The sequence below is a fragment of the Kitasatospora sp. NPDC029367 genome (assembly GCF_055569135.1).
Genome location: NZ_JBVHYH010000043.1, coordinates 14,653 through 36,029, shown reverse-complemented (window position 1 = coordinate 36,029; position 21,377 = coordinate 14,653). Strand labels below are relative to the sequence as shown.

At 68.8% G+C, this 21,377-nt stretch carries 12 protein-coding genes and 1 pseudogene; 4 read left to right on the top strand and 9 right to left on the bottom strand.

What is annotated here, in order from left to right; translation table 11 throughout:
* Positions 1-16: 16 nt before the first annotated feature.
* From ACZ4W5_RS22685 to ACZ4W5_RS22650, 8 genes and pseudogenes are all read right to left on the bottom strand, one after another.
* A complete protein-coding gene (locus tag ACZ4W5_RS22685) occupies positions 17-1,258 on the bottom strand; it encodes a TIGR02678 family protein (RefSeq protein WP_465656494.1) in 1,242 nt (413 codons plus the stop codon).
* Complete coding sequence (locus ACZ4W5_RS22680; protein ID WP_465656524.1) at positions 1,255-2,757, bottom strand: TIGR02677 family protein; 1,503 nt, start codon at positions 2,755-2,757, stop codon at positions 1,255-1,257. The genes ACZ4W5_RS22685 and ACZ4W5_RS22680 overlap by 4 nt, the downstream gene beginning before the upstream one ends.
* Positions 2,758-2,981: 224 nt before the next feature.
* Complete coding sequence (locus ACZ4W5_RS22675; RefSeq protein ID WP_465656492.1) at positions 2,982-6,581, bottom strand: AAA family ATPase; 3,600 nt, start codon at positions 6,579-6,581, stop codon at positions 2,982-2,984.
* On the bottom strand, positions 6,476-9,001 hold the full coding sequence (locus ACZ4W5_RS22670) for a hypothetical protein (RefSeq protein WP_465656490.1): 2,526 nt from the start codon (positions 8,999-9,001) through the stop codon (positions 6,476-6,478). The genes ACZ4W5_RS22675 and ACZ4W5_RS22670 overlap by 106 nt, the downstream gene beginning before the upstream one ends.
* 148 nt (positions 9,002-9,149) lie before the next feature.
* Positions 9,150-11,513: a hypothetical protein gene (locus ACZ4W5_RS22665; protein WP_465656488.1), complete on the bottom strand. Its 2,364-nt coding sequence runs from the start codon at positions 11,511-11,513 to the stop codon at positions 9,150-9,152.
* A 699-nt stretch (positions 11,514-12,212) separates the two neighbouring features.
* Positions 12,213-12,334 (bottom strand): annotated as a pseudogene (locus tag ACZ4W5_RS22660) (family 1 glycosylhydrolase); the annotation flags it as partial.
* 67 nt (positions 12,335-12,401) lie between these two features.
* A complete protein-coding gene (locus tag ACZ4W5_RS22655; protein WP_465656486.1) occupies positions 12,402-14,780 on the bottom strand; it encodes an ABC transporter permease in 2,379 nt (792 codons plus the stop codon).
* The gene (locus tag ACZ4W5_RS22650) at positions 14,780-15,547 is read right to left on the bottom strand and encodes an ABC transporter ATP-binding protein (protein WP_465656485.1); all 768 of its coding nucleotides are present in this window, start codon (positions 15,545-15,547) and stop codon (positions 14,780-14,782) included. Before ACZ4W5_RS22650 ends, ACZ4W5_RS22655 begins: the two co-directional genes overlap by 1 nt.
* A gap of 110 nt (positions 15,548-15,657) precedes the next feature.
* Here ACZ4W5_RS22650 and ACZ4W5_RS22645 point away from each other — a divergent pair, with 110 nt between their 5' ends.
* Together ACZ4W5_RS22645 and ACZ4W5_RS22640 are read left to right on the top strand one after the other, a co-directional pair.
* Positions 15,658-16,878, top strand: coding sequence for a sensor histidine kinase (locus ACZ4W5_RS22645; protein ID WP_465656484.1), 1,221 nt, complete (start codon positions 15,658-15,660; stop codon positions 16,876-16,878).
* Positions 16,863-17,510 (top strand): response regulator, encoded by a 648-nt coding sequence (locus tag ACZ4W5_RS22640; RefSeq protein WP_465656482.1) that lies wholly within the window; start codon positions 16,863-16,865, stop codon positions 17,508-17,510. Before ACZ4W5_RS22645 ends, ACZ4W5_RS22640 begins: the two co-directional genes overlap by 16 nt.
* Before the next feature lie 184 nt (positions 17,511-17,694).
* Here the strand turns inward: ACZ4W5_RS22640 and ACZ4W5_RS22635 are convergent, their stop codons facing one another.
* Positions 17,695-18,177, bottom strand: coding sequence for a hypothetical protein (locus ACZ4W5_RS22635; RefSeq protein WP_465656480.1), 483 nt, complete (start codon positions 18,175-18,177; stop codon positions 17,695-17,697).
* 187 nt (positions 18,178-18,364) lie between these two features.
* On the opposite strand from ACZ4W5_RS22635, the gene ACZ4W5_RS22630 reads away from it, so the two are divergent.
* Entirely contained in the window at positions 18,365-20,380 is a 2,016-nt protein-coding gene (locus ACZ4W5_RS22630; RefSeq protein WP_465656478.1) for an AAA domain-containing protein, read from the top strand.
* Entirely contained in the window at positions 20,380-21,219 is an 840-nt protein-coding gene (locus ACZ4W5_RS22625; RefSeq protein WP_465656476.1) for a hypothetical protein, read from the top strand. Before ACZ4W5_RS22630 ends, ACZ4W5_RS22625 begins: the two co-directional genes overlap by 1 nt.
* Positions 21,220-21,377 lie beyond the last annotated feature (158 nt).

Here is a 21,377-nt window from a genome sequence, read left to right as displayed (position 1 = left end):
GGTGTCCCCTGGTCAGTCAGGTTGCAGGACCGTCGGTCGCGGCGGTCTCAGCGGTTGAGGCCGCCGCGGCGTTCCGGTACCGGAACGCTGCGGGCCGGGGTACGGTGCGGTCGCCGATCCGGCGGGCCAGGCCGAAGTCGCCGAGGACGCGGACGGCGTCGGCCGTGAGGCGCTGGGCGCCGTCTTCCGACTGGTAGCCCTTCGCCCACTGCGGGAAGCGCCGCAGGAGTTCGGCCGCCTCGCCGGTGAGCTGTTCCGGTGTCAGCCCGTCCGGAGCGGCCGTCAGCGGTTCCAGCAGGAGCAGGGCGGCGACGCGGGCCGTCGCGGAGTCGTCCGGGAAGCGACTGTCGGTGGCGATCCCGTCCGGGTCAACGAGCAGCAGGCCGTCGGCCCGTTCCTCCAACACGAAGCCGCCCTGCTCGGCGGCGCGCCGGATGATCTGGCGCCCGGTCGGCGAGGTGAGGTAGGCGAGTTCGTCGGCGCCGAGCTCGTCGTGGTGGAGGACGGGATCGTCGAGGAGCCGGCGTAGCACCGAGTGCCGCAGCCGGAGGTTGCGCTGCGCGTCAGAGGCTTCGGCACCGCCGTACCGGCTCTCGCGCACCGTGCCGCGCAGGAGTTCCTCGAAGCGCAGCGGTACGTCCTGCGCCGGCACGGCCAGCCGGGACGGCCCGACGGGCGCGGTGATCAGGCGCATCAGGACGGTGGCGTCCACCCGGAAGAGGACCTTGGCCTTCGCCGAGTCCACGAAGCTCTCGGTGACGCCGTCCACGGTGAGCAGTGCACCGCAGGCCTCCAGCAGTTTGAGGACGTCCACGAAGGCCATGCGCTCGGACTTGCTCGCCGTGTCGAAGGGCGGCAGCGCCTCGTCGGCGGCGCAGGCTTGGACGGCCCGGTCGGCGAGCAGGCCGACCGTCGTCATCGGCACCGAGAGCAACTCGGCCGCGACGACGCACAGCAGTGTGTAGCGGCGGCGGTCGAACGGGCCCTTGCCGACGCGCGGCCGACGGGCTGGGCGTGAGGCATCGGGGACCGTCCGGATCTTGAGCAGGCGCGCGTAGCCCAGGCGCGGTTCCACCACCAGCTGCCAGCCGCAGTGGTAGTCGAACCACTTCGTCAGCGGGTCCTGCCGGCGACGGATCAGCTCGAAGGCGGTCGGGTCGCCGCGCTCGGTGATCAGCGGCCGGCCGAGGAGGAGCCTGATGCCCCGGGCGACGTCCTGCCGCTCGGCCAGGACCAGCTGATTGGCGAGGGTGCTCATCCCGCCGCCTCCCCAAGCGTCGCGGAGTTGCGGATCTCCACCAGGTAGTCGGGCCCGTCCAGCGTGCCCCGCGGCGTTCGCAGCACGGCCCGCCCGCCGTCGGGCAGTGCCCGCAGCACGATCTCGACGCGGCCGTCGGAGGTGACCGCCCGGCGCGCCCCATCGACGTCCGGTCGTACGGCCAGTGCCCGGCCGAGGAGGTCGAGCAGTCGCTCGAAGACAGTGTGGTCCAGCATTCCGAAGCCGGAGAGCCGCACCGGCCCTCCGGTGCCCAGGACGTCCCATGCCGCTTCGAGTTCGGCGCGCTCCTTGCGGGCCCGCTCGGTCCGGGCTGCCTTGATGCCGCCGGTGTCGCGGACCTTCCCGGTGCGCGTGAACCGCTCGGTGCGGCCGCTGGCGCGCAGCAAGGCCGACACCTCCACCGGCGGGGCCTCGGCCCAGGTGGCCGACGAGGGCACCAACTCCGGGTCGGGGTGGGCGAGATGGGCGTGCCGGGCCGGCCCGAGACCGAAGGCGGCCGACCACAGCCGGTGCAGGTCGTCCTCGCCGGGCGCTGCGGCGAACCAGCGGGCCAGCTCCCGGAAGTCCTGGACAGCGCTGGACGAGCGGCGCCTCGATTCGGTGATCCGGTCGAGGACCTGGAGGAGCGTCACGATCGCCCTCCGCGCCACATCGTGCAGCTGCTCCACGCGCGGCCGCGCCTCGTCCACCGGCCGGAACCAGGCCCGCAGCCCCTCCCACCGCGCCCGCCGCCGCTCCAGCCACGCGGCCGCCGGATCGCCGTCGGCTCCCGGCGGAAGCTCGGCCCCCTGCAGCGCCCGTTCGTGCAGCAGCCCGACCCCGCGTTCCTCGACACGCTCTACGGCGGCGGTCACCGCCTGCCCCCGCTGGTCGAGGTTGACGAGGAACTCCTGGAGGTACGCTACCGTCGAGGCCTTCACCTCGCGAAAGGTCGCCAGGTCCGCACCCTCGGCGCGCAGCAGGCGCTGCAACTCCCCGTTGAACGCCTTGGTGTTGGCCAGCAGCGCTTCCAAATGGCCCTCCAGCTCCTGCAGCGTGGTAAAGACCCGACGGTCCGAGGAGGCGGTATCCTCCAGTAGGACGTAGAGCTCGTCGAGCCGGTCCGTGATCGCCTCCAGCACCGCCGTCTGCAACGCTCCCGTCGACACGAGCACGGACAGCGCGTGCTCGACCCCGGCGAACGCGGCCTCGCCACGCCTGGTCAGCGAGTACTGGAGGTTCCGACGCTCGTACTCCTCAGCGCTGCGGTAGTTCTCCGCGTGGTTCTGGACGACGTCCAGCAGTTGCCACTCCCTGAGCTTGAGCAGCGCGTCCTGCAGATCGTCGTCGTGGACGGCGTCGAGCCAGCCGACCGGCCGCAGCCGGGCCCGGACGTCATCCAGCCCGAGCGCCGTCTCCAACCGCTCGTTGGCCGCGCCGAAGGCCTGGAGGATCGCACCGTAGAGCCCGGCCTTCTCCCCCGTCGTGAACCGGAACATCTCCGGCGGCACCCTGCGCAACGGCTCCCCTCTCCTTCGTCGGGCACCACACTACGTGGACGCACCCGCAGCACCGACCGGGACCTCGATGACGAGCATCGGGAACCGGGCGCGCGGAGCCCGGAGCTAGGTGCAGTTCCGGGCTCCGATGCGCCCAGTTCCCGATGCGTCCGGTACAGGTCGCGGGTCACTTCACCGCTCGCGTTGAGTAACCCGCGACCTGGTCAACCGGTATGAGTGCGTTTCCAGGCATCCCGAAGAACAGCCTCGAGGTGGTGCTTGCCGTCGGCGGTGACATCGAAGACCTGGAGGGCCCGCAGCAGACGGAGTGCGTAGGCCGCGTCCATCGAGTCGCCGTCGGTGTCCGCCTCGATCGCCGTGTGCAGGTCGTCAAGGGTCATGCCGTCCGGCGTCATGAACTCCAGAACGGCCCGGTAGGCGGCCCACTGCGTGGTGTGCGGGATCAGGCCTGCCTCCGCCAGAAACTGGCGCGCCCCGTTTTCGTCTTCGAGACCCGCCGAGGCCTGACGCAGGGCCCTGTCCCCGTGCAGCCCCTCGTCCAACGCGGCGGACAGTTTGTGGACCAGTATCGGCCAACCGCCTGTGTGGCCCCGGAGCTGTTCCAGCTGTGTCTCAGAGGTGAACGCCTCCTTGTCCTGGGCCCACGACCGCAGGCCGTCCGAGGTGAACCGGCGCAGGGGAATCGACTCGACCTCAATGCCGTAGGCGCTGCTCTCGCCGAGGGCGATCTCCCAGAGCAGCGGCTGCTCGGGCCCGGCGATGATGACAGCTGAGCGCGTGACGCCGGCCGCGGTCGGGGTGCGCCTGACTGCGCTCTCCAATGTGCCCCGGCATGCGTCCTCGGACGGCGCCTTCACCGTGAGGTCCGACACCACCACCCGCTGCTGGCCCGCTCGGCCCACGACGAGTTCACGATCGAAGTCGGATCGTTTCGACACGTGCGGCATCTCCCAGCCGGTGGTCTCCGCCACGTCCCGCAGAGCGAGGCCGACCCGGTCGATACCGGTGGCGACAGTACCGATGATCAGGCGTGCCTGGTTTCCGTGCCCGGGGAGCACATCGGCGATCTGGTCCGCGGTGAGCGGGGAGTGGGACTGGCCGTCCCGTGACCGATGCCGTGCCTCGAACTGACTGAAGTGCTCAGCCACCTTTCGGCTTGAGGCCTCCTCCAACTCAGCCTCGACCCTGCCCAGGTTGCCGATCATGCTCAGTGCGTTGGCGCTGCGCAGGTGCCAGCCACGGTGGTCGGGATCTGGCGCGAGCACGCCGAGCCCCTCCATCTCGGAGAGGTAGGCGCGGAACTGGTCCGTGTCCAGGTTCTCAAACCCTTCCGGCCACCAGTACGTGCACTCCTCCCGCAGTCGGAGCTGACTCAGCTTGGCATCCACCCCGTAGTGATGTGCATGGTGGGCCACCACGTTCGCAATCACGTTGTAGCGGGAGTCGAGTCGCAGCGTGTCGTGGAACGCCTCGGTGATGCTCGCCCTGAGCTCCCGGTCCGACTGGACCTCCTCCACATCTGCTCGAGTGATGGTGTAGGGCGGACCTGAAGCCACACCGGTTCGCTTGGCGTGCATGGTCTGCACCAACCGATGGCCGAACATCTGGAGCAGGAACGGCTGGTACGAGCAGTGCCCCAGAATTCGGTGCACCAACGCGGGCTCCTCGAACTCGTACCCCAGCACGGCCAGCGGCTCGATGAGCAGCTTTGCCGCGTCCTGCGGCCCAAGCGGGCCGATCACGGTGGGTCGCTGCGCGAGGTGGCTGAACGGGCTGTTGACCGCGATCTTCGCGTATCGCTGCACCGAGTGGAGGCCCGCGAACACCACCTTGACCCTGTCCTCCGTCTCCGCACCGAGGTCACGCAGCCTGCGGGTCTCGGTGAACTGCGGGGAGTCGGACTCGAAGAAGCCGTCGGCCTCGTCGAGCATGATCAGCAGTCCTCGTTTGGTGTCCTCGCGAAGCCACGCCTTCATGCCGTCCAGCACGTGCTGGTAGGTCAGTGCCGCGTCGGCCTTGACCTTTCGCGGCAGGACGAGTGCGTCCCGCTCGATCAGCCGGCGGCCGATCCGGTCCCAGACCGTGGCGGAGGGAGCGTTGGTGCCGGTGAACGTCGAGTCCAATGAGAGCAGCAGGCTGAACCGCGAGTCCGGGACCTGGGCCTCGTACTTCCGCCCGGCCTGCTTCAGCAGCGCCGACTTACCCAAACCCCGCCCGCCGAAAACCACCTGGTCGCCCGTGGCCCGCTGAACGGAGGCCAGCTCTTTGTCACGACCGAAGAACATCTCCTCGGACACCGGAGCACGTTTACCCATGACGTACGGATTGACCGCGGAGAACGGCAACAGGACGCGCATCGCGGAGTCCAGGCGCTGGTTGCCGCAGGCCGCCAGATGAGCGAGTGCGGCATCGTCGAGAACAACTGTTGCCCGCCGCCCGCGAGCGCTCTGCGCCGCGAGGACGCTGCGATCGCGTACCGAGAGGGTGCCGAAGTAGGCAACGACAAGGCTGTCGTCGTTGGGGTCCTGCTGGATCCAGGACGTCAGCGTCTCGGCCGAGGGCCGGTCCCACACCAGCATCAGCCGGAGACTCCCGCGCAGACCCGACCCGAACGCGGGCACCAAGGCCGAACCGGTGTATTCCACCGACGGGATGTCAAGGAAGCGGTAGCTGCCGGAGCGCGGCTGGTCGACTCGCTGCGGACCCTTCTTGCTGCTGTAGCCGATCAGCCGCAGAGCGGGCATCAGCAGTTCGCTCTCACGGACGCCCTGTGTGCGCGCGCTGCCTTTCCGGCTCGCCAGGTCCGCCCAGCCGGTCAAGGCCTGCGCGCTCTGTTCCGCGATCTCCGGCGACAAGGCGGAGTAGTCGAGAGCCTCCAACCCAAGATAGCGCTCCTGACGGCGCACAGCGTCGATCAGCTCCCGGGAGATACCCGTCCCGGCCAGCTCGGTCGGTACCTGCGGCAGGAAGGTCGCCAGGCTCTGGTCCTTCGAGCGAGTGTCGGGGATGCTCTCCCCGTTCACCAGATTGGAGATGAGTTCATCGGCTGTGAGCAGATCACCGGTGTCGATCAGCTGTTCCACGCGCTCCTGATCGTCGGCCTGAAGTCCGTCAATCTCCAGGAGCCGCGTGCGCAGCGCAGCCGAATGACTCGCGTGCGCCCGGTTGAGCTCCCCCGAGAGGGTGTCGAGTTCACTCCGGACAGCGGCGAGGTCACCGTCCGGTTCGGGCACGGCGTCCTGAATGCGGCGCTCGAACGCGCGCTCCCGCTCCTCGGTGAGGGCACCGTCCACGCGGGCCCGCCGCAGGCTCTCCTCCAGACGCTGGCGGGTTTCGCGCAGTTCCTGCGCGACCTGCTTGCCTGCCTCCAGTACGTCTGTGCGCAACCGGTCCGACGGCGCGTCCTGCTCTCCGAGGCTGGGAAGCTGCCGCTTCGTCCAGAGGTCGAGGAGCTGATGTGACGTGGCAAAATGCTCGTGCGCCGCCTGAGACCGAACCGCTTCCTCCCAGGAGCGCTGTGCTGCCCGAGCCAGTTCCTCGGCCGGCACCTCGGGGTACCGCACGCTTCCCGTGGCCGCATCCACAACCGCTCCGGGAACCTTGAGAAGTTCAGCGTGCAGAGCGAGCTCCGCCGAGAGCTCGATGTCATCGAGCCGTGCCGCGCCCGACAGCAGGTCAAAGGTCCGGGCGAGCGACGTCACGGCCGCTTCCAGGGTGGCAGCGGCAACGACGTCCGCGGCGGCCATCTGCTGGCGTACCTCGCGAAGGACGTCTTCACGCAGACCGAGCACGACGGAGCGCATCTCCTGGACCTGGTCGGCGCTCCAGTCCGAGTCTCGCGCGGCAAGCTCCTGAGCGAGTCGGCACCATCTGTCGACCAGTGCGAGCCGGTCCGCCGTATGCCGCAGCAGGTCCTGGCGGGCCGGTCCCTCCAAGCGGGTCCGGGCACCCGGGGACATGAACTCGCGGTCCAACCTGTCCAGCCTGGACTGGATGGCCGCCGGGTCGCGGAGCTCGCGCACCATCCGCGAAAGGGCTTCGAGACCGGTTCTGTCGTCGTCGACTGCGTGCCGCAGAAGCGAGCCGACCAGACCCTTCTCGGAATCCCACCAGTGACGGACGATCTTGTTTCCCGTGGGAACCGGATGCTCGGCACCTGGTCGAGCCCCTGCCTGCAGTCCTCCCTGGCGTCTTCCAGCGCACGTTCGAGCTCGGCCGAGTCTCGGGCCAGAGCAAGCGGTGGAGAATGCACCAGCAGTGACTTGAGCGCCCGTTGGGCTACCTCATCCGCCACCTGGACAAGGCCGGGTGGAAGCCCTGTCGCGACTCTGCCGAGCGATGCACCGGCTTCGGAGTCACCGGTGACGAGCACCGCACGCAGAAGCGCGGCGGTGGCGAGAGCGGCCTCCGCCCGACTCGCGGTCAGATCAGCGAGGTCCGGGCCCGCAAGCAGCGTGCGAATACGTGAGAGGCTCTCACTGCCCGCCGACCGCACTGCCTCCGCGCAGGCTGCCACCTGCAGCACCGCGGTCCGCTGCGACGGTTCGCCAAGGCCGGCGGCCAGTGACGCGGCCAGGCCGTAGCGCTGCGCCGAGACGAGTCCGGCAAGGCACGTACGGGATTCCGGGGTCGGGTTCTCGGTGGACCTCAACTGGTTGCCGAGGGCACCGGCGGTGGCAACGACGTCGATGGGTTCCACCACGGGCTCGGGCTCTACCGAGGGAAGGATCGGCGCCTCTTCCGGCGCCGGCGGGAGCTCGTCGGTCATTTCGGGGAGCTGTCTCGCCGACTGCGGCTCGAGGACGACGGCGCTCACCGCTGCTGCACCAGTCGCCGTCGAATCACCGCCGCTGTGAACGCCTTGACCGGCCGACGTCAGGAAGCCATGTTCAGGCCGCGCTTGCGCCGTGGCGTTCTCCAGGATGGGCACGGGAGCTTCGAGTTCGAGCTCCGACGGCACAGGCTCCAGCTGCTGCGTGGCCTCGTCTTCGGCCTCGCTGTCGGGCTGGAGCAACAGTTCCGTGTACCGGCCGGCGGGATAGGCAAGCCACCGACTCTTCGCCGCGGCAGGAAGCAGGGCGAGGATCTCGGCGGGTTGATGGTCAGCCGCGTGCAGCTCCACCATGGTCAGCAGCGCGTTGATGGCCTCGGCGTCCTCCTGGTCAGCGACACTCCAGTCGGTGGTTTCGGCGATCGTGCGGGCCCTCGCCCGCGCGGTCTCCAGGTCCTGGGCGAGCGCCGTATCACCCGACCGACACCTCAGCCACACCACCTGACCGAGTCGTTCGCGGAGGGGCGCCGCGGCCAGACGACGCACCGCAACGTCGGTCTCCCGCGCATAGCTAGCCAGGTCCGCCGTGATCGGGCCCACGCCATGGGCGGCAAGGCCAAGAGCTGCAGCGTCAAAGGCTGTGGCCACTTCGAGCAAGGCCGCCAGGTCTGTGTCGACCGGGCGGGACTGCCGGGCGATGGCCTCGGCCGTACGACGGGCGGGCTCGACGGCTGCCTGCAGCATGTCCGTCACCCGGCACAGAGAGGTGTTCAGCTGCTCGACGTCGGGCAGGGCGGCATCGCCGAGTCCTGGATCGGCCTCTTCGGCGGAGCCGGCCTCATCCGTCGGCTCTGGAGGGGACGGGTTCAGCGGCTCCTTCTTGTCCGCGTCCCGAAGCGCCTGCCTCGCGTCCGGAGCCAGCTCCACCACCCGCTGAGCGGCTGCCACGGCGGCCTTGACCGGGATCCCCATGTCGGCGATCCAGGGCTGCAGCATCGCCCACGACCACAAATGGGCATCGCCGACGCTCACCTCAAGCCGGGTCCAGGCGGTCAACCGCAGCAGTGCGGGACTCCAGCGGTGTGTGATGGGCCGAGAACTGTCCTCCGGAACACCCTTGGTGAAACGGAAGCCGGCCAGCGCCAAATCGTGAACGACTGGATAGGTCAGGTGAAAGGCCGCCTGACGCGCTCGCGGCGTGTCGGGATTCCGCTGCAGGCGCGTCAGCACATCGTGGCACAGCGCCCGATTGACTCTGGCCCCGTCGACGGGAATCCGGAGTGCACTCAACAGATTGCGACGCCACTGCACCGGCGTGGAGTTGAGGGCGTGCTCGATGTCCGCCTCGGTGAGCCTCGAGAGAGCGACCGCCAAGGGCTTGGGCTCCCCCACCCATGCGTCCGTCAATGCGGTCGACAGTGCCTCAAGGGCTTCGAGCAGTTCCCCTGACACAGTCCCTGACTCCGGAGATCCGAGGTCTACGGGAAAGGGCGGATCGTCCTCCACGCCAGTGGCAGCGCGGAGTTGACGGGGCAAGGTCATGCAGGATCCTCCTGGGGCAGGTGGTGATGCGGAGGCACGGGACCGCGACGCTCCCTGGTCAGCGGCCTCGCTTGTGCGGGCGCACATAGGTGAATCCGGGCGGCAGTTCAGCCGGGCCGGTCAGCCGGAACCGTCGATGGTCCGCGTGGTAGAGCGCGCGCTGTTCGTCGGTGGCCTGGTGACCGAGATGCCCGATGCGGCGGAGGAAGCCAGCCACGTCGTGCTCATGGACCTGCTGATCTACTTCGACGGATGTGTCCTGGTCACGACCGTCGACTGATGCTCCGCCCCGAATCTTCAGGCACTGCGGTGTGTAGCAGACGAGTTGTTCGAGGGGCTGACCCGATCGAGGCGGGTGGTACGTCCTCCCGTCGCGACCGCGGCTGCCCCGCGTGACGGTCAGACGCTCGGCGGCGAGCAGACCGGCCAGGACAGCCTCAACGCGGTGGGCAGCCAGTCCGCTACCCCCCATGACCTCGTCCACGGCCTCGGGAACATCGACCCGGGCCAGCATGGCCCGCCCGAACTGGTCAAGCAGACCGAGCCGTCGGACTGCGGTCATCAGCAGACGCTCTGCGAACAGGCCATCCGGAGGTTGACCTGAGAGTGGCAGGCCATCGGCCCAGTCCCGGGTGAGGACCCTCGGGTCATAACGGTGCCTGACAGGGTCGCCGTCTACGGTCACCGGATCCAGCAGCAGAGTCGTTCGTGCGTGGACCACCCTGCTGCCTCGTTGCCAGGTGAAGGAGAGCCAGATCCCAGGAAAGAGCTCCGAAGGCCAGGCGAGGCCGTCAAGCCGAACGCCTCGCTCACCCTCCGTAATGCTCGTGTCGTGACAGGCCCGATCCGCTGAAAGCTCCAGTCCGGCGTGATGGATAAACACACGGACCAAGCCGGTAGCTGCTCCGGCCGCGCGGAACTCCTCCGCGATCTGCCGGGGAAGCGGCAGACACTCCTCCGACACATGACTCAGCCGAAGCGGTTGAGCCCATTCAACCCGACTGTCACCGACCGAGAGGAGAATCGAAGCGCCCAGATCGCTGTCGTCAGGCCACGGCCTTGGGATGGGACCATCGACCTCTGCCTGCGGCGGCGCGTCCACGCCCACCAAGTGGTGATCCCGTGGCGACGAGGGTTCCGGAACGTGTACTCGCGACGGGAACGACTCGGTCCAGCCTCGACCGACAGGGTCGTCCGCAGAACCTTCCGTCGACACCGCGTGCACGACGTCCTCCACGTAGGCCGCGCGCCAGACACCGCCTCCCTGCCAGCGGTCGTCCAGGCTCAGCCGCACTCCCGACGGCAACAGACCGGTCGTCTCGTCGCGCTCGCGCCGCGCGTAGTCGGACAGGACCGAGTTGGCATGGCAGACGACCAACGGGTAGTCGGTGCCCCGAATCCGGTCCTGCCACGACGCACGACTGCGCAGCGCGGGCCCCACCGCCGTATACACCGGCTTAGGCGGCCACCCCACACCGACACGGCGCGCTACTCGGGGGACGGCCTGGTTCGCGGCCGACTCAGCCAGCCGAAGGAGATCATCACGACCTGGTGGACGAGAGTCCAGGAGCCGCCCTGCCATCGATTCGCGGGTGAACGCGTACTCCCCCCACATGCGCGCTGTATCCAGCGATGCCAGACCCTGCCGCACGGTGGCCATCAGCCCCCTGACCGCTTCCAAAAGCTCGCCATCACCGCTGTCCGGCGCAATCAGCGAAGGGAGCGGTGACGGCGCCAGCGCGCTCGTGAGCTGATCCCGGCCGCAGGTGACGAGATAGTGCGCGTAGTACTCGGCATCGCCCAGGTCGGCGTCCACCAGCGCGTACCGGGACTCGACCACCAGATGCTCGAACTCATCCGTTTTCCCTTGGCGGCGCAGCCGCTGAAGCCGGTTCACGGTCGGCGCCAGGTCCTGGCCGAACGCTGTGGTGTCGAACACCAGCCGCTCAGTCAGGATCGGAGTTTCGTCAGGGGCAAGTACTCCGGGCCCTTGTGCCCCCGCCGGGGCTCCGGAGAGCCACGCAGGCGTCTCACCGTAGGGCCCGAGCTCGGGGTGCTCCCCTTCCTTGTAGACGACCTCCGCCGGCAACAGATCCCCACCGGTCCGGATGTTGATCATCGCACCAACAGGCAGCGCGTCCACCTGTTCACCGAGCGCGACCGAGGGGAAGTCGCCGATGTCCAACGGGCCGCCGACGTAGCCGCCCGCAGCCAAGTCGTACCCGAAGTACACCGCGTTGAAGGCGACGGCAGTGTGAACGGGCGCGGCACGATGCATGACGACCGCTTCGAGGTAGGCCAGAAGCCGGTTCCGTGCCACGGGATCACAGGAATCCAACCCGGAGATCATCTCCCGGGTGACCAGCGGCGCATCGTCATAGGGCCGCCACACTCGATGGACAATGCCGTTCGGCGCGGTCACCCAACACCGTCCCTCGCCGCCTCAACGGGCGGCGGGACCGGTGCGTCTACGCGGCCGCCGGGAAGCGGGGATGCTCGGCGGCCCGGGTGCACTGCTCCAGCGGCCTTGCGCGCGACTCTGGCGGCTCCGATGGCAACGGCCCGGGCACCATGGTTCAGGACCATTCGCTTGCAACGATCGCGAACTGCCGCCATCGAGTCCGCCGCGGCGGTTCTCCCAAACCACGCGACGATGAGTCGGAGGAGAGGCGCCACGCCGGTCGACAGAGCACCACTGTTCGACATGCCCATTACAGTCCGTTCTTGGTGGTACCTATACGCCTGATGCGCGCCAAACGCTCAAAACAGGCGGCTAGTTCGGAACTGACTCATTGTGCAACCGAAACCTCTGGCATGGCGGCGTTTTGCACAGAAAGGCATGCCTACTATCGAACTTCACTATGCGTCACTCTCCTCCAGCGCCTCCCCGGCCGTAGCAGCGACCTCCCCTCGGTCGGCGTGCCGTTCCGATCCAGGCCGCCGGTGAGGTAGCGCAACGTCCACTCCACCGGCTCCGGTGCGGGATGACAGAGCCAGGTCCCCTCAGGTCCAGAGCAGCGTTCGCAGTGTCTGGCGCGCAGCTGCTGCCGCGCGCCGCCCGAATGACCCCGCGGCCATCGCCAGGAGACCACCCAACCCACGACCGCTGAAGCAACTGACCTCAACGGTAAGTCCGGTGAGTGGCGATCAGGTCGCGGTACCAGGCGCACGAGGCCCTCGGGGTGCGCTTCTGCGTGGCGAAGTCGACGTGGACGAGGCCGAGAAGCGCTGATGGTAGCCCTCAACCCGTCGAACAGGCTGTCATTGTATCGGTCAGCCCCGAAGAGCTCCCCAGTCTCCAATCACGCTCTCAGATCTCCGCGCGGCGCACGGTCTTCCAGGTGACCACCGCGCTCGCGGCGACCGCAAGGGCCAGTGATCCGAGGGTCACCGCGCCCAGCGTGGAGAGGTCCAGATTCAGCCCGACGTCCGCCTTGGTGGCCTGGGAGAGCCCAGAGGCCATCCCGGCCAGCGGCGGCAGTGTCACCAGGACGCCGAGCACCGCACCGACGCCGACCACCAGAGAGGTCTCCCCGACGGCGAACGCCAGCAGCTGTGTGGTCGTGCCGCCGGCGGACTTCATGACCGCGAAGTCGCGGCGCCGACCGTGGGCGGCCATCGCCATGCTGTTGGCGACGGCGATCCCGCTGTAGCCGACCGCGATGACCATCAGCATCGCGGCCAGGCTGTTGGTCAGCCTGGCGTCGGTGTCGTAATCGTCCAGGGCGTACTGCGCGGCGTCGTGCACGGCGGTCCCGGGGATCGCGACCGGCTTCACCTGCTCGGGGACGAAGACGTCGTCGTTGAGTGCGGCCGGGTCGTGGTCGCGGACCAGACCGCGGGCCATCACGAAGTCACCGCGCGCGGGGTCGTCCGGCAGGACCTGGGCGATGCGCAGTCGCACGGTGGCGCCGTCGGCGAAGCGCACCGGGTACTGGTCCCCGGCTTTGACGCCCAGCCAGGCCGCGATGGACTCCCCGAGCACCGCTTCACCCGCTTTGTCCAAGTATGGGTCGCGCGAGCCCAGCCCGTCGATCACGACCGTGGAGCCGTCGGCCTTGTGCACGAAGGCACGAGTCGGCAGGGCCGCCTTGCCGACCGAGTTGGCGGCGACCACCTCGTCGGTGTTGCCCGGGGTGCCGTCGTTGGTGACGATCACCTGGCCCGTGAGCTTCAGGGCGTAGCCGGCCGGGTAGGCCACCCGCATCGTCTCGACCATGCCGCTGAGCAGGACGGCGAACCCGACGGCCGCGATCACCGGCGCCGCCATGGACGCGGCACGGCGCGAACTTGCCGTCAGCTCGGCACGGATGAGCATCGGTCCGGCCGAGCACGCCCCGTTGAACGGACTGGTCACCACCCGGCCCACCGGCCCGACTAAGACCGGGGCGAGCAACGTGGCCGCCACGATCAGCACCATGGTCGCGGCGATCGCCATGTTGACCCGGCTGTCCGCGGCCGCGGTGGCGGTCATCACCGCGAGCACCACCCCGAGGCCGAGCACCACCAGGCCGGAGAGCAACCGGGCACGACCCATCGACCGGCGGCCGGAACGGCTCTCCAGCAGCGCCTCCAACGGGGGCACCTCGGCCGCCAGTCGGCTCGCCGCCCACGCCCCGATCACGCTGACGCCGACACCGATCGCGGCGGCCGTGAGCAGCGGCCACGCCGCCACCCGTACCGCCATGTCCGGCGGAGCGACGTCCAAGCGAAGCAGGAGGCCGCGCAGCAACGGTGCGGCCGCGACGCCGCCCAGGCAACCAGCCGCCGATCCGAGCAGGCCCACGGCGGCCGCCTCGCCCAGGACCATCCGGCGCACCTGTCCGGGGCTCGCGCCGATCGTCCGCAGCAGGCCGATCTCGCGGCGCCGCAGACCGGTCACCAGGACCAGCATGGAGGCGACCACGAACGCGGTGGTGAACAGGCCCAAGGTGGCCATCGCGGCGATCAGCTGGCTGCCGAGGAAGCGCTTGTGGTCGAGGTACTGAGGCTGGATCGCGGAGCGCCCGTCGCCGGAGACCACGCTGCCCTGGTCCCCGACGGCGACGCGAGCCGCCGCGGTCAGCTCGCCGGTCGACACGCCGGGGGCGGCCAGTAGGGCGATCACTCCCACCCCGGGCTCGCGCCGGGCGGCGGCCTCGTCGCTGAAGTAGAAGCCGGGGCCGTCGACCGTACCGACGACCGTGAAGTCACTGCGCCCGGCGGTGAGGTTCACGGTCAGCTTCCGGCCGGCCGCGACGCCCAGCGCCTGGTCGACCACCACCTCGTCGGCGGCATTCGGAGCCCGGCCGGAGACCAGCTCGTACGGAGCCAGCCTGGTGCTGGCGAAGCCGTGGCCGGCGTCCGCGGCTCCGTCGTCGCGGACCGGTGCGCTGTCCCGGAAGGCTTGGGCGTAGAAGGTGCGGTCGACCACGACGGAGTCCACACCGGGCACCACGCGCAGCTTGCCGATGAGCGCGTCCGCTTCAGCCTTGCCCCACGGGATCCGGTCCTTGGGGCTGCCGTTGCGGTCGGTGGCCTGCGGCGGAAGCACCAGCGCGGCGGCCGCCTCCAGCCGGGGCAGGACGGTCGGTTTGGCCGAGTCGTAGATGACCAGGGTGGTCGAGATCAGCGCCACGCCGACCAGGACGGCCACGAACGAGGCGAGGAAACTCGTCCAGCGTTCGCGTACGTTGGCGATGACCAGCATCAGGACTCCAGCCGGGTCATGCGGGCCGAGATAACGGCGGCGTTGCGGGCGGTGGACTCGGGGCTGAGGGTCACGCGGTCAGCGATCCGGCCGTCCTTGAGGAAGACGACGGTGTCGGCGATCGCGGCGGCGACCGGGTCGTGCGTGACCATGATCGTTGTCTGCGCCTCCTCGTCTACCAACTGGCGCAGCAGACGGAGCACTTCGCGCGAGGTCTTGGTGTCCAGCGCGCCGGTGGGCTCGTCCGCGAAGAGCACGTCGGGGCGTGTGACCAGCGCCCGGGCGAGGGCGACACGCTGCTGCTGGCCGCCGGACAGCCGGCTCGGACGGTGCCCGGCCCGGTCGGCCAGCCCGACCGCACGCAGTGCCGCGGCGACCTGGTCTCGGCTGACCGTGAGGCCCGCGAAGCGGGACGGCAGCTCGACGTTCTGCGCGGCGGTCAGCGACTCGACCAGGTTGAAGGCCTGGAAGACGAATCCGATGTGGTCGCGCCTCAACTTGGTGCGCTCGCGCTCGGTCTGCGCGCCGATGTCCACTCCCGCCACCATGACCCGGCCGTCCGTCGGCTGGTCCAAGCCGGCGGCACAGTGGAGCAGGGTGGACTTTCCGGAACCGGACGGCCCCATGATCGCAGTGAGGGTTCCGTGCTGGAAGCCGAGCGATACACCGTCCAGTGCGGTCACGGCCCGCTCACCCGAGTCGTAGACCTTACGAACGGTATGGAGCCGGACCGCGTCCGCCGTGGGTGTCTGCTTCGTAGTCGTCACGCGGAGCATTCCATCGGGTCGGCGGGGCCATCAGCACGGGTCCGGGCCCTACTCCAAGGGTATTGCCAGCACTACCCTCCTGCGCGCGCCCTCGAGTTATGGTGCTTGGCATGCGTCCCAGAACGGCCTGGCAGGCGATGGCCCAACGTCCGTTGAGCTTCCTCACCTCCAGTTGGCCGTGGCGCTCGGCGGCCTACCTGGCGAGCGGGGTGCTGGTCGGTGCTGCCGCGGGGGCGGTGCTGGTGGCCGGCCTGGTGGTCGGTCTGGTGCTGCTGGTGGTCCTGGTCGGGGTGGCCCCGCTGGTCGGCGTCGTCCTCTCCTCGGCGACCGTGGCAACCGTCGAGCGGCACCGACTGCGGCTGGTCGACCTCGACGACACCCCGAACCCGCACCGGAAACCGAGCGGCCCGGGACTGCGCGCCTGGGTCGCCACCCGGCTGAAGGAGCAGGTGACCTGGCGCGAACTGGGCTTCACGCTGGTGTCGGCGGCCGCGTTGTGGTGGCTGGACCTGCTCGTGCTGTTCTTCTCCTTCGGGGTGCCGGCGCTCTGCTTCGAGGCCGTCGACGGCGACACCTGGCCGTGGGCCGTCTTCGGGTCCTTCGTGCTGCTGGCCTCGCCGTACACGGTGACCTCCTGGGCCGGTGCCCGCGCCGCGCTCGCGCGTACCCTGCTCGCCCCGCGCGACGAGGAACTCGGCAGCGCGCTGCGGGAGGTGCACGCGTCCCGGGTGCGGCTGATGGACGCGTTCGACGCCGAACGGGTACGGATCGAGCGGGACCTGCACGACGGCGCGCAGCAGCGGCTCATCTGCCTGGGGATGACGCTCGGACTGATGCACCTGGACGTCCCGCCGGGATCGCCGCTGAGTGCGCAGCTGACCGAAGCACAGAAGCAACTGTCCTCCGCACACGAGGAGTTGCGCATCCTGGTCCGCGGCCTGAACCCCCCCGTGCTGGCGGACCACGGGCTGGCCGCCGCGATACGGGAGCAGGCAAGCCGGTTCCCTCTCCCGGTCGAGGTGGACCTGGACCTGCCCGGGCGGCTGCCCCGGCAGGTGGAGACCAACGTCTACTACCTGATCAGCGAGGCCATGACCAACATCGCACGCCACAGTGGCGCCGAGACCGCCAAGGTGTCCGGCCGATTCCACGCGGACCTCCTCGTCCTGGAGATCACGGATGACGGACGCGGCGGCGCGGACCCAACTCTCGGCAGCGGTCTGACCGGGCTCGCCGACCGCCTCACCGCGGTCGACGGGCGTCTGCGCGTGTCGAGTCCGGTGGGCGGCCCGACTCTGCTTCACGTGGAGATCCCATGTCACTTCGGGTGATCGTCGCCGAGGACGCCGTGCTACTCCGGGAGGGTCTGGTCGGCCTGCTCCAGCGTTTCGGGCACCAGACAGTCGCGGCCGTGGGCGACGCGGACGCCCTGGTCGAAGCCGTCCGCGCGGAACTGCCGGACCTGATCGTCACGGACGTCCGGATGCCACCGTCGAACAGCGACGACGGACTGCGCGCAGCCGTCGCACTGCGCCAGGAATACCCGCGGCTGCCAGTGGTGGTACTGAGCCAGTACGTCGAGCAGTCGTACGCGGTACGCCTGCTGGATTCGAGCAACGGCGACGCCGTGGGCTACCTGCTGAAGGAGCGCATCGGAGCGGTCAGCGACTTCATGGCTACCCTGGATCGGGTGGCCGCCGGCCACACGGTGGTAGACCCGGAGGTGATCCACCAGTTGGTCCGTCTTCGCCAGGACCCACTGGAACGACTGAGCGCGCGAGAGAAGGAGGTACTGAGCCTGATGGCGCAGGGCAAGTCGAACGCGAACCTGGCAGCAGAACTCTTCATCAGTGACGCCGCCATCAACAAGCACATCGGCAACATCTTCACCAAGCTCGACCTGCCGGTCGACGTCGACGGACACCGCCGCGTCCTGGCCGTCCTGCACTTTCTACGGGCGTGATCGCGCAGACGGGCGTTGGGGGCGAGGAACACCTCGATCCCAAGCCTCGACGAGGGTCACGCCACGCAGTGCCGAGTGGCCACCGGACACGGCAAGACCCGCGAGTCCTACCCCTCAGGGAGGGGCTGCATCCCGGCTCTGGCAACCGCCGATGAGACATTCACAGAGCTGAAACGCACTCGGATCAGTTCTCTTCCGTCCCCGCCATCCCGCTCGCCTCCGCGATTCCCTCGACCGTCGCGCGGTCGCTCGCCCGCCGACCCTCAGCGGCGTCAAGCCGGTCGCGCATTTCCCGCAGGCGGGCCGGGTCGGAGGCGACCTCCAGCGGTACGAGCGACATGACCTCCTTGGCTCGCTCACCGTCGCCGAGGTCGGCCACCACACGATCGGCGCGGTCCTCGTGTCGGGGTGCCAGGGCACCGAGTAGGCCGAGGAGAACGAGCAGTTCACGCTGCACCGCAGGTGTGAACAGCTCCCGTTCCTCGTCGTCCAGCTTCACCTCGATCCGCCCACCGCCGAGCTCGGCATAGCCGCGCAGGACATCCATCAGTAGCCCGAACTGCCGCGCGGGCATCAGGAGTTGGAGTGACTCGACGTAGAGCTTCAGTCGCAGCGCCGGAAGTTCCGAGGGGTTCGCATCGCCGTCCTCGTGCTCGCTGTCCGTCATCCGGGCCCTCCCTGGTGTGTCAGTCGACTGGCATCCTCACCGTCCATAGTCACCCGATGGCACGGATGGTGAGAACAGGTGACGGCGCGCGGAGGCGGGCGGAGTTCCCATTGCCGTCAAGGATCGGACGATACTCGGACCCGGGACGGGCGCAACCGACGGGCCGAGGGCCGCCGCGCCGCCGGCCGTGCCCGAACTCAACCAGCTGACCGACCGCTTGGAGGCCGCCGGTCTCGGCCCGCTGCTCGACGAGCTGGCCCAGAGCCTCCCCACTCCCGAGGCGGCGGTCGCCCGGTTCCGGTACGCCTGGTGGTCATCCGTTCTTGACGAGATCAAGATGCATTCCCAGCACGTTCGCACCTTCGTCGGACGGGAACACGATCACGCCGTCACACAGTTTCGCCGCACTGACAGCGACCACATGGCCGCCAACGCCAGCCGCGTGCGTTACTCCGTGGCGGCCAGGCTGCGAAAGGCCCGCGATGGCCACCGCGACCAGAATGCCGTGGTCCGTGACCAGGCCGCGCGCAAGACTCGACACCTCCCCCTGCGTAAGCTGGTCGCCAAAGCCCCGGACGTGCTGCTGGCAGCCAAACCCTGCTGGGCCATGTCGCCGCTCGTGGTCAGCCGAGTGCTACCGGCCACCCGGCTGTTCGACGTGGTGGTCTTCGATGAAGCCAGCCAGATCCTGCCGCACGACGCCATGACATCGATCATGCGGGGTCGCCAGGTCGTCGTCGCGGGTGACCGGAACCAGCTGCCGCCCACATCATTCTTCAGCCGAGTCCTAAGCGGCACCGACAGCCAGGAGAACGCCGATGAGGAGGAGGGGAACGATCCCGGCGTCTTCGAATCGCTCCTGGACTTGCTCAGTAGTCGACTGCCCAACGTCCACACCCTCCGCTGGCACTACCGGAGCAGTGACGAGAGACTGATCGCCTTCTCCAACCGGGAGATCTACGGCGACCGGCTCGTCACCTTTCCAGGGACCGCCGTCGAGAGTCCGATCAGTCTGGAGGTGGTCGACGGCCATACGCTGCCTGGCCAAGATGGATCCGCACCTCAGGAGGTTGAACGCGTGGTGGAGCTGGCGCTCGACCACGCCACCCATACCCCTGACCTGAGCCTCGGCATCATCACCATGGGCCAACGGCACGCCGACCGCATCGATCTCGCCTTGCGCAGAGCCCTCGAGGAGAAGCCGGACCTACAGGACTACTTCAGCCCCGAGGCAGGCCCCGGCCGACGCTTCTTCATCAAGAACCTCGAGCGCGTGCAGGGTGACGAACGCGACGCGATCATCCTCAGCATCGGGTACGCCAAGGCCGCCAACGGCCGGCTTGCCCAACGTTTCGGGCCCCTCAACAACGAAGGGGGAGAGCGTCGACTCAACGTCGCCGTCACGCGCGCCCGCAAGCGCATGACGGTCGTCAGCTCGTTCTCCCATCACGACTTCGGCCCGCGTGCCGAAACGAAGAACCGCGGCCCCGAACTGCTGCGCCTGTTCCTCGAATACTGCGCTATGCAGGGTGACCTCTCCCGGTCGGGCGGCCGCCAGGAGACGTACGAGCTGAACCCGTTCGAGCGGGAGGTTCTGAAGGCCCTGCGGTCCTCGGGCGTCCCCGCCATCCCGCAATGGGGCGTCTCCGGCTACCGTATCGACTTCGCACTGGCCCATCCGGAGCGACCCGGTCAGATGCTGCTCGCTGTGGAGACGGATGGCGACCGCTACCACCGCACAGTGAGCGCACGAGACCGTGACCGGCTCCGCCAGGCACACCTGGAACGGCTCGGATGGCAGTTCCATCGAATCTGGGCCGCGGACTGGTTCGCTGACCCCCAGGCCGAGACGGACCGACTCGTCGGTGTCTGGCAGAAGGTCGTCCGCGCGGCCGACGATCCGCCGAGCGGCAGAGTGATTCAGGACCCGGTCCCCGCTCCGCGCCGGGCAGAGGAGCCGTCGACTCGGCGAGAACCTAAACCGTCGTTGAGGCCCGGTGGCAGCATCGGCACCTACTCCGACATGGACCTCCGCGCGCTCGCCGGCTGGATTCTCAGCGACGGCTATCAGCTCGACCGTGACACCCGGATCAGTCAGGCCATGACCGAACTCGGCTTCCGGAAACGAGGACGGGTCATCGTCGAACGCCTCAACCAGGCCTTCGATCACTCTCAGCAGTTCGCGGACAAGGAGCACATCTGATGCCCCAGCTCGATCCCATGACCATCCAGCGCATCGCGAGACTCGTCGTGGACACGGACGGCCCTTTCGAACGCCCTGGCTACCAGCTGGCCGAGCTGCTGAAACGAGCGGCCTGGCCGGTACCCGTTGAATACGACGGCACGGCGAGGGTGCCCTGGCTGGCCGAGACGATCACGGAGTCGGCCCATGACGAAGCCGCCGTCAGCCGCTTCCTCTGCCGCATCTGCGATCCGCTGGAGTACGAGGACGGCGTGGCGTCCGCCGACCTCCTCCGGCAGGGACTCAACCAGGTCCTCTCCGCAGAGCAGTTGTCGATCACTCACGTTGGCGGCCGCCCTATGCTGGGTGCGCTCGGCGAGGACGGCCGATCGACCACCTTCAATCCACCCGAAGACTTGGAGGCACGTGTCCGACGACTGGTCAGCAACGACGAGATCACTCGTCAGCTCATGCAGCGGGTGAACGAGACCCGTATCTGCGCGGACAACGGTGCGCACGTCTTCGCCCTCATCGGCATCGGAAGCTTCACCGAAGGTCTACTGCTCGACGTGCTGACCAAACGCGAACCGAGCCTGGCGCAGGGATTCCCGAATCCCAACGGAGGAAGGCCCGTGCCGGCGGCGAAGGCCAGCCTGGCACTGCTACTCGACACTGCACGGTCCCGGGGCTGGATTCAGGTCGACGCTCACGACTTCATGAAAATCGTCCGCGAGTACCGCAATTTCGTCCACCTTCGTCAGCAGCGGGAACGCGGGATCGACCCCGACCACGACACCGTCATGATGTGCTGGGGCCCGGTCCTCGCTGTCCTCAACGATCTCGAGTCGAGCCTGCAATGACTACTGCCTGGCATATCGCGCCCGGGGGGGTGGCAACCGGGTCGCAGTACCAGCCGCACGACGCCCCCCGCCCCGCAACACATGACGTCGTCCTGACCGCAGTCACCTGACCTTCGGCCAACTCTTGCCTTCTCTCCGGTGACTGGTATCGCTGCGAA

Coding starts and splice junctions, on each gene's coding strand:
- ACZ4W5_RS22685 (WP_465656494.1), bottom strand. CDS start 1,258: ATGAGCACCCTCGCCAATCAGCTGGTCCTGGCCGAGCGGCAGGACGTC.
- ACZ4W5_RS22680 (WP_465656524.1), bottom strand. CDS start 2,757: ATGTTCCGGTTCACGACGGGGGAGAAGGCCGGGCTCTACGGTGCGATC.
- ACZ4W5_RS22675 (WP_465656492.1), bottom strand. CDS start 6,581: ATGCGCTCCGTCGTGCTCGGTCTGCGTGAAGACGTCCTTCGCGAGGTA.
- ACZ4W5_RS22655 (WP_465656486.1), bottom strand. CDS start 14,780: ATGCTGGTCATCGCCAACGTACGCGAACGCTGGACGAGTTTCCTCGCC.
- ACZ4W5_RS22645 (WP_465656484.1), top strand. CDS start 15,658: ATGCGTCCCAGAACGGCCTGGCAGGCGATGGCCCAACGTCCGTTGAGC.
- ACZ4W5_RS22640 (WP_465656482.1), top strand. CDS start 16,863: ATGTCACTTCGGGTGATCGTCGCCGAGGACGCCGTGCTACTCCGGGAG.
- ACZ4W5_RS22635 (WP_465656480.1), bottom strand. CDS start 18,177: ATGACGGACAGCGAGCACGAGGACGGCGATGCGAACCCCTCGGAACTT.
- ACZ4W5_RS22625 (WP_465656476.1), top strand. CDS start 20,380: ATGCCCCAGCTCGATCCCATGACCATCCAGCGCATCGCGAGACTCGTC.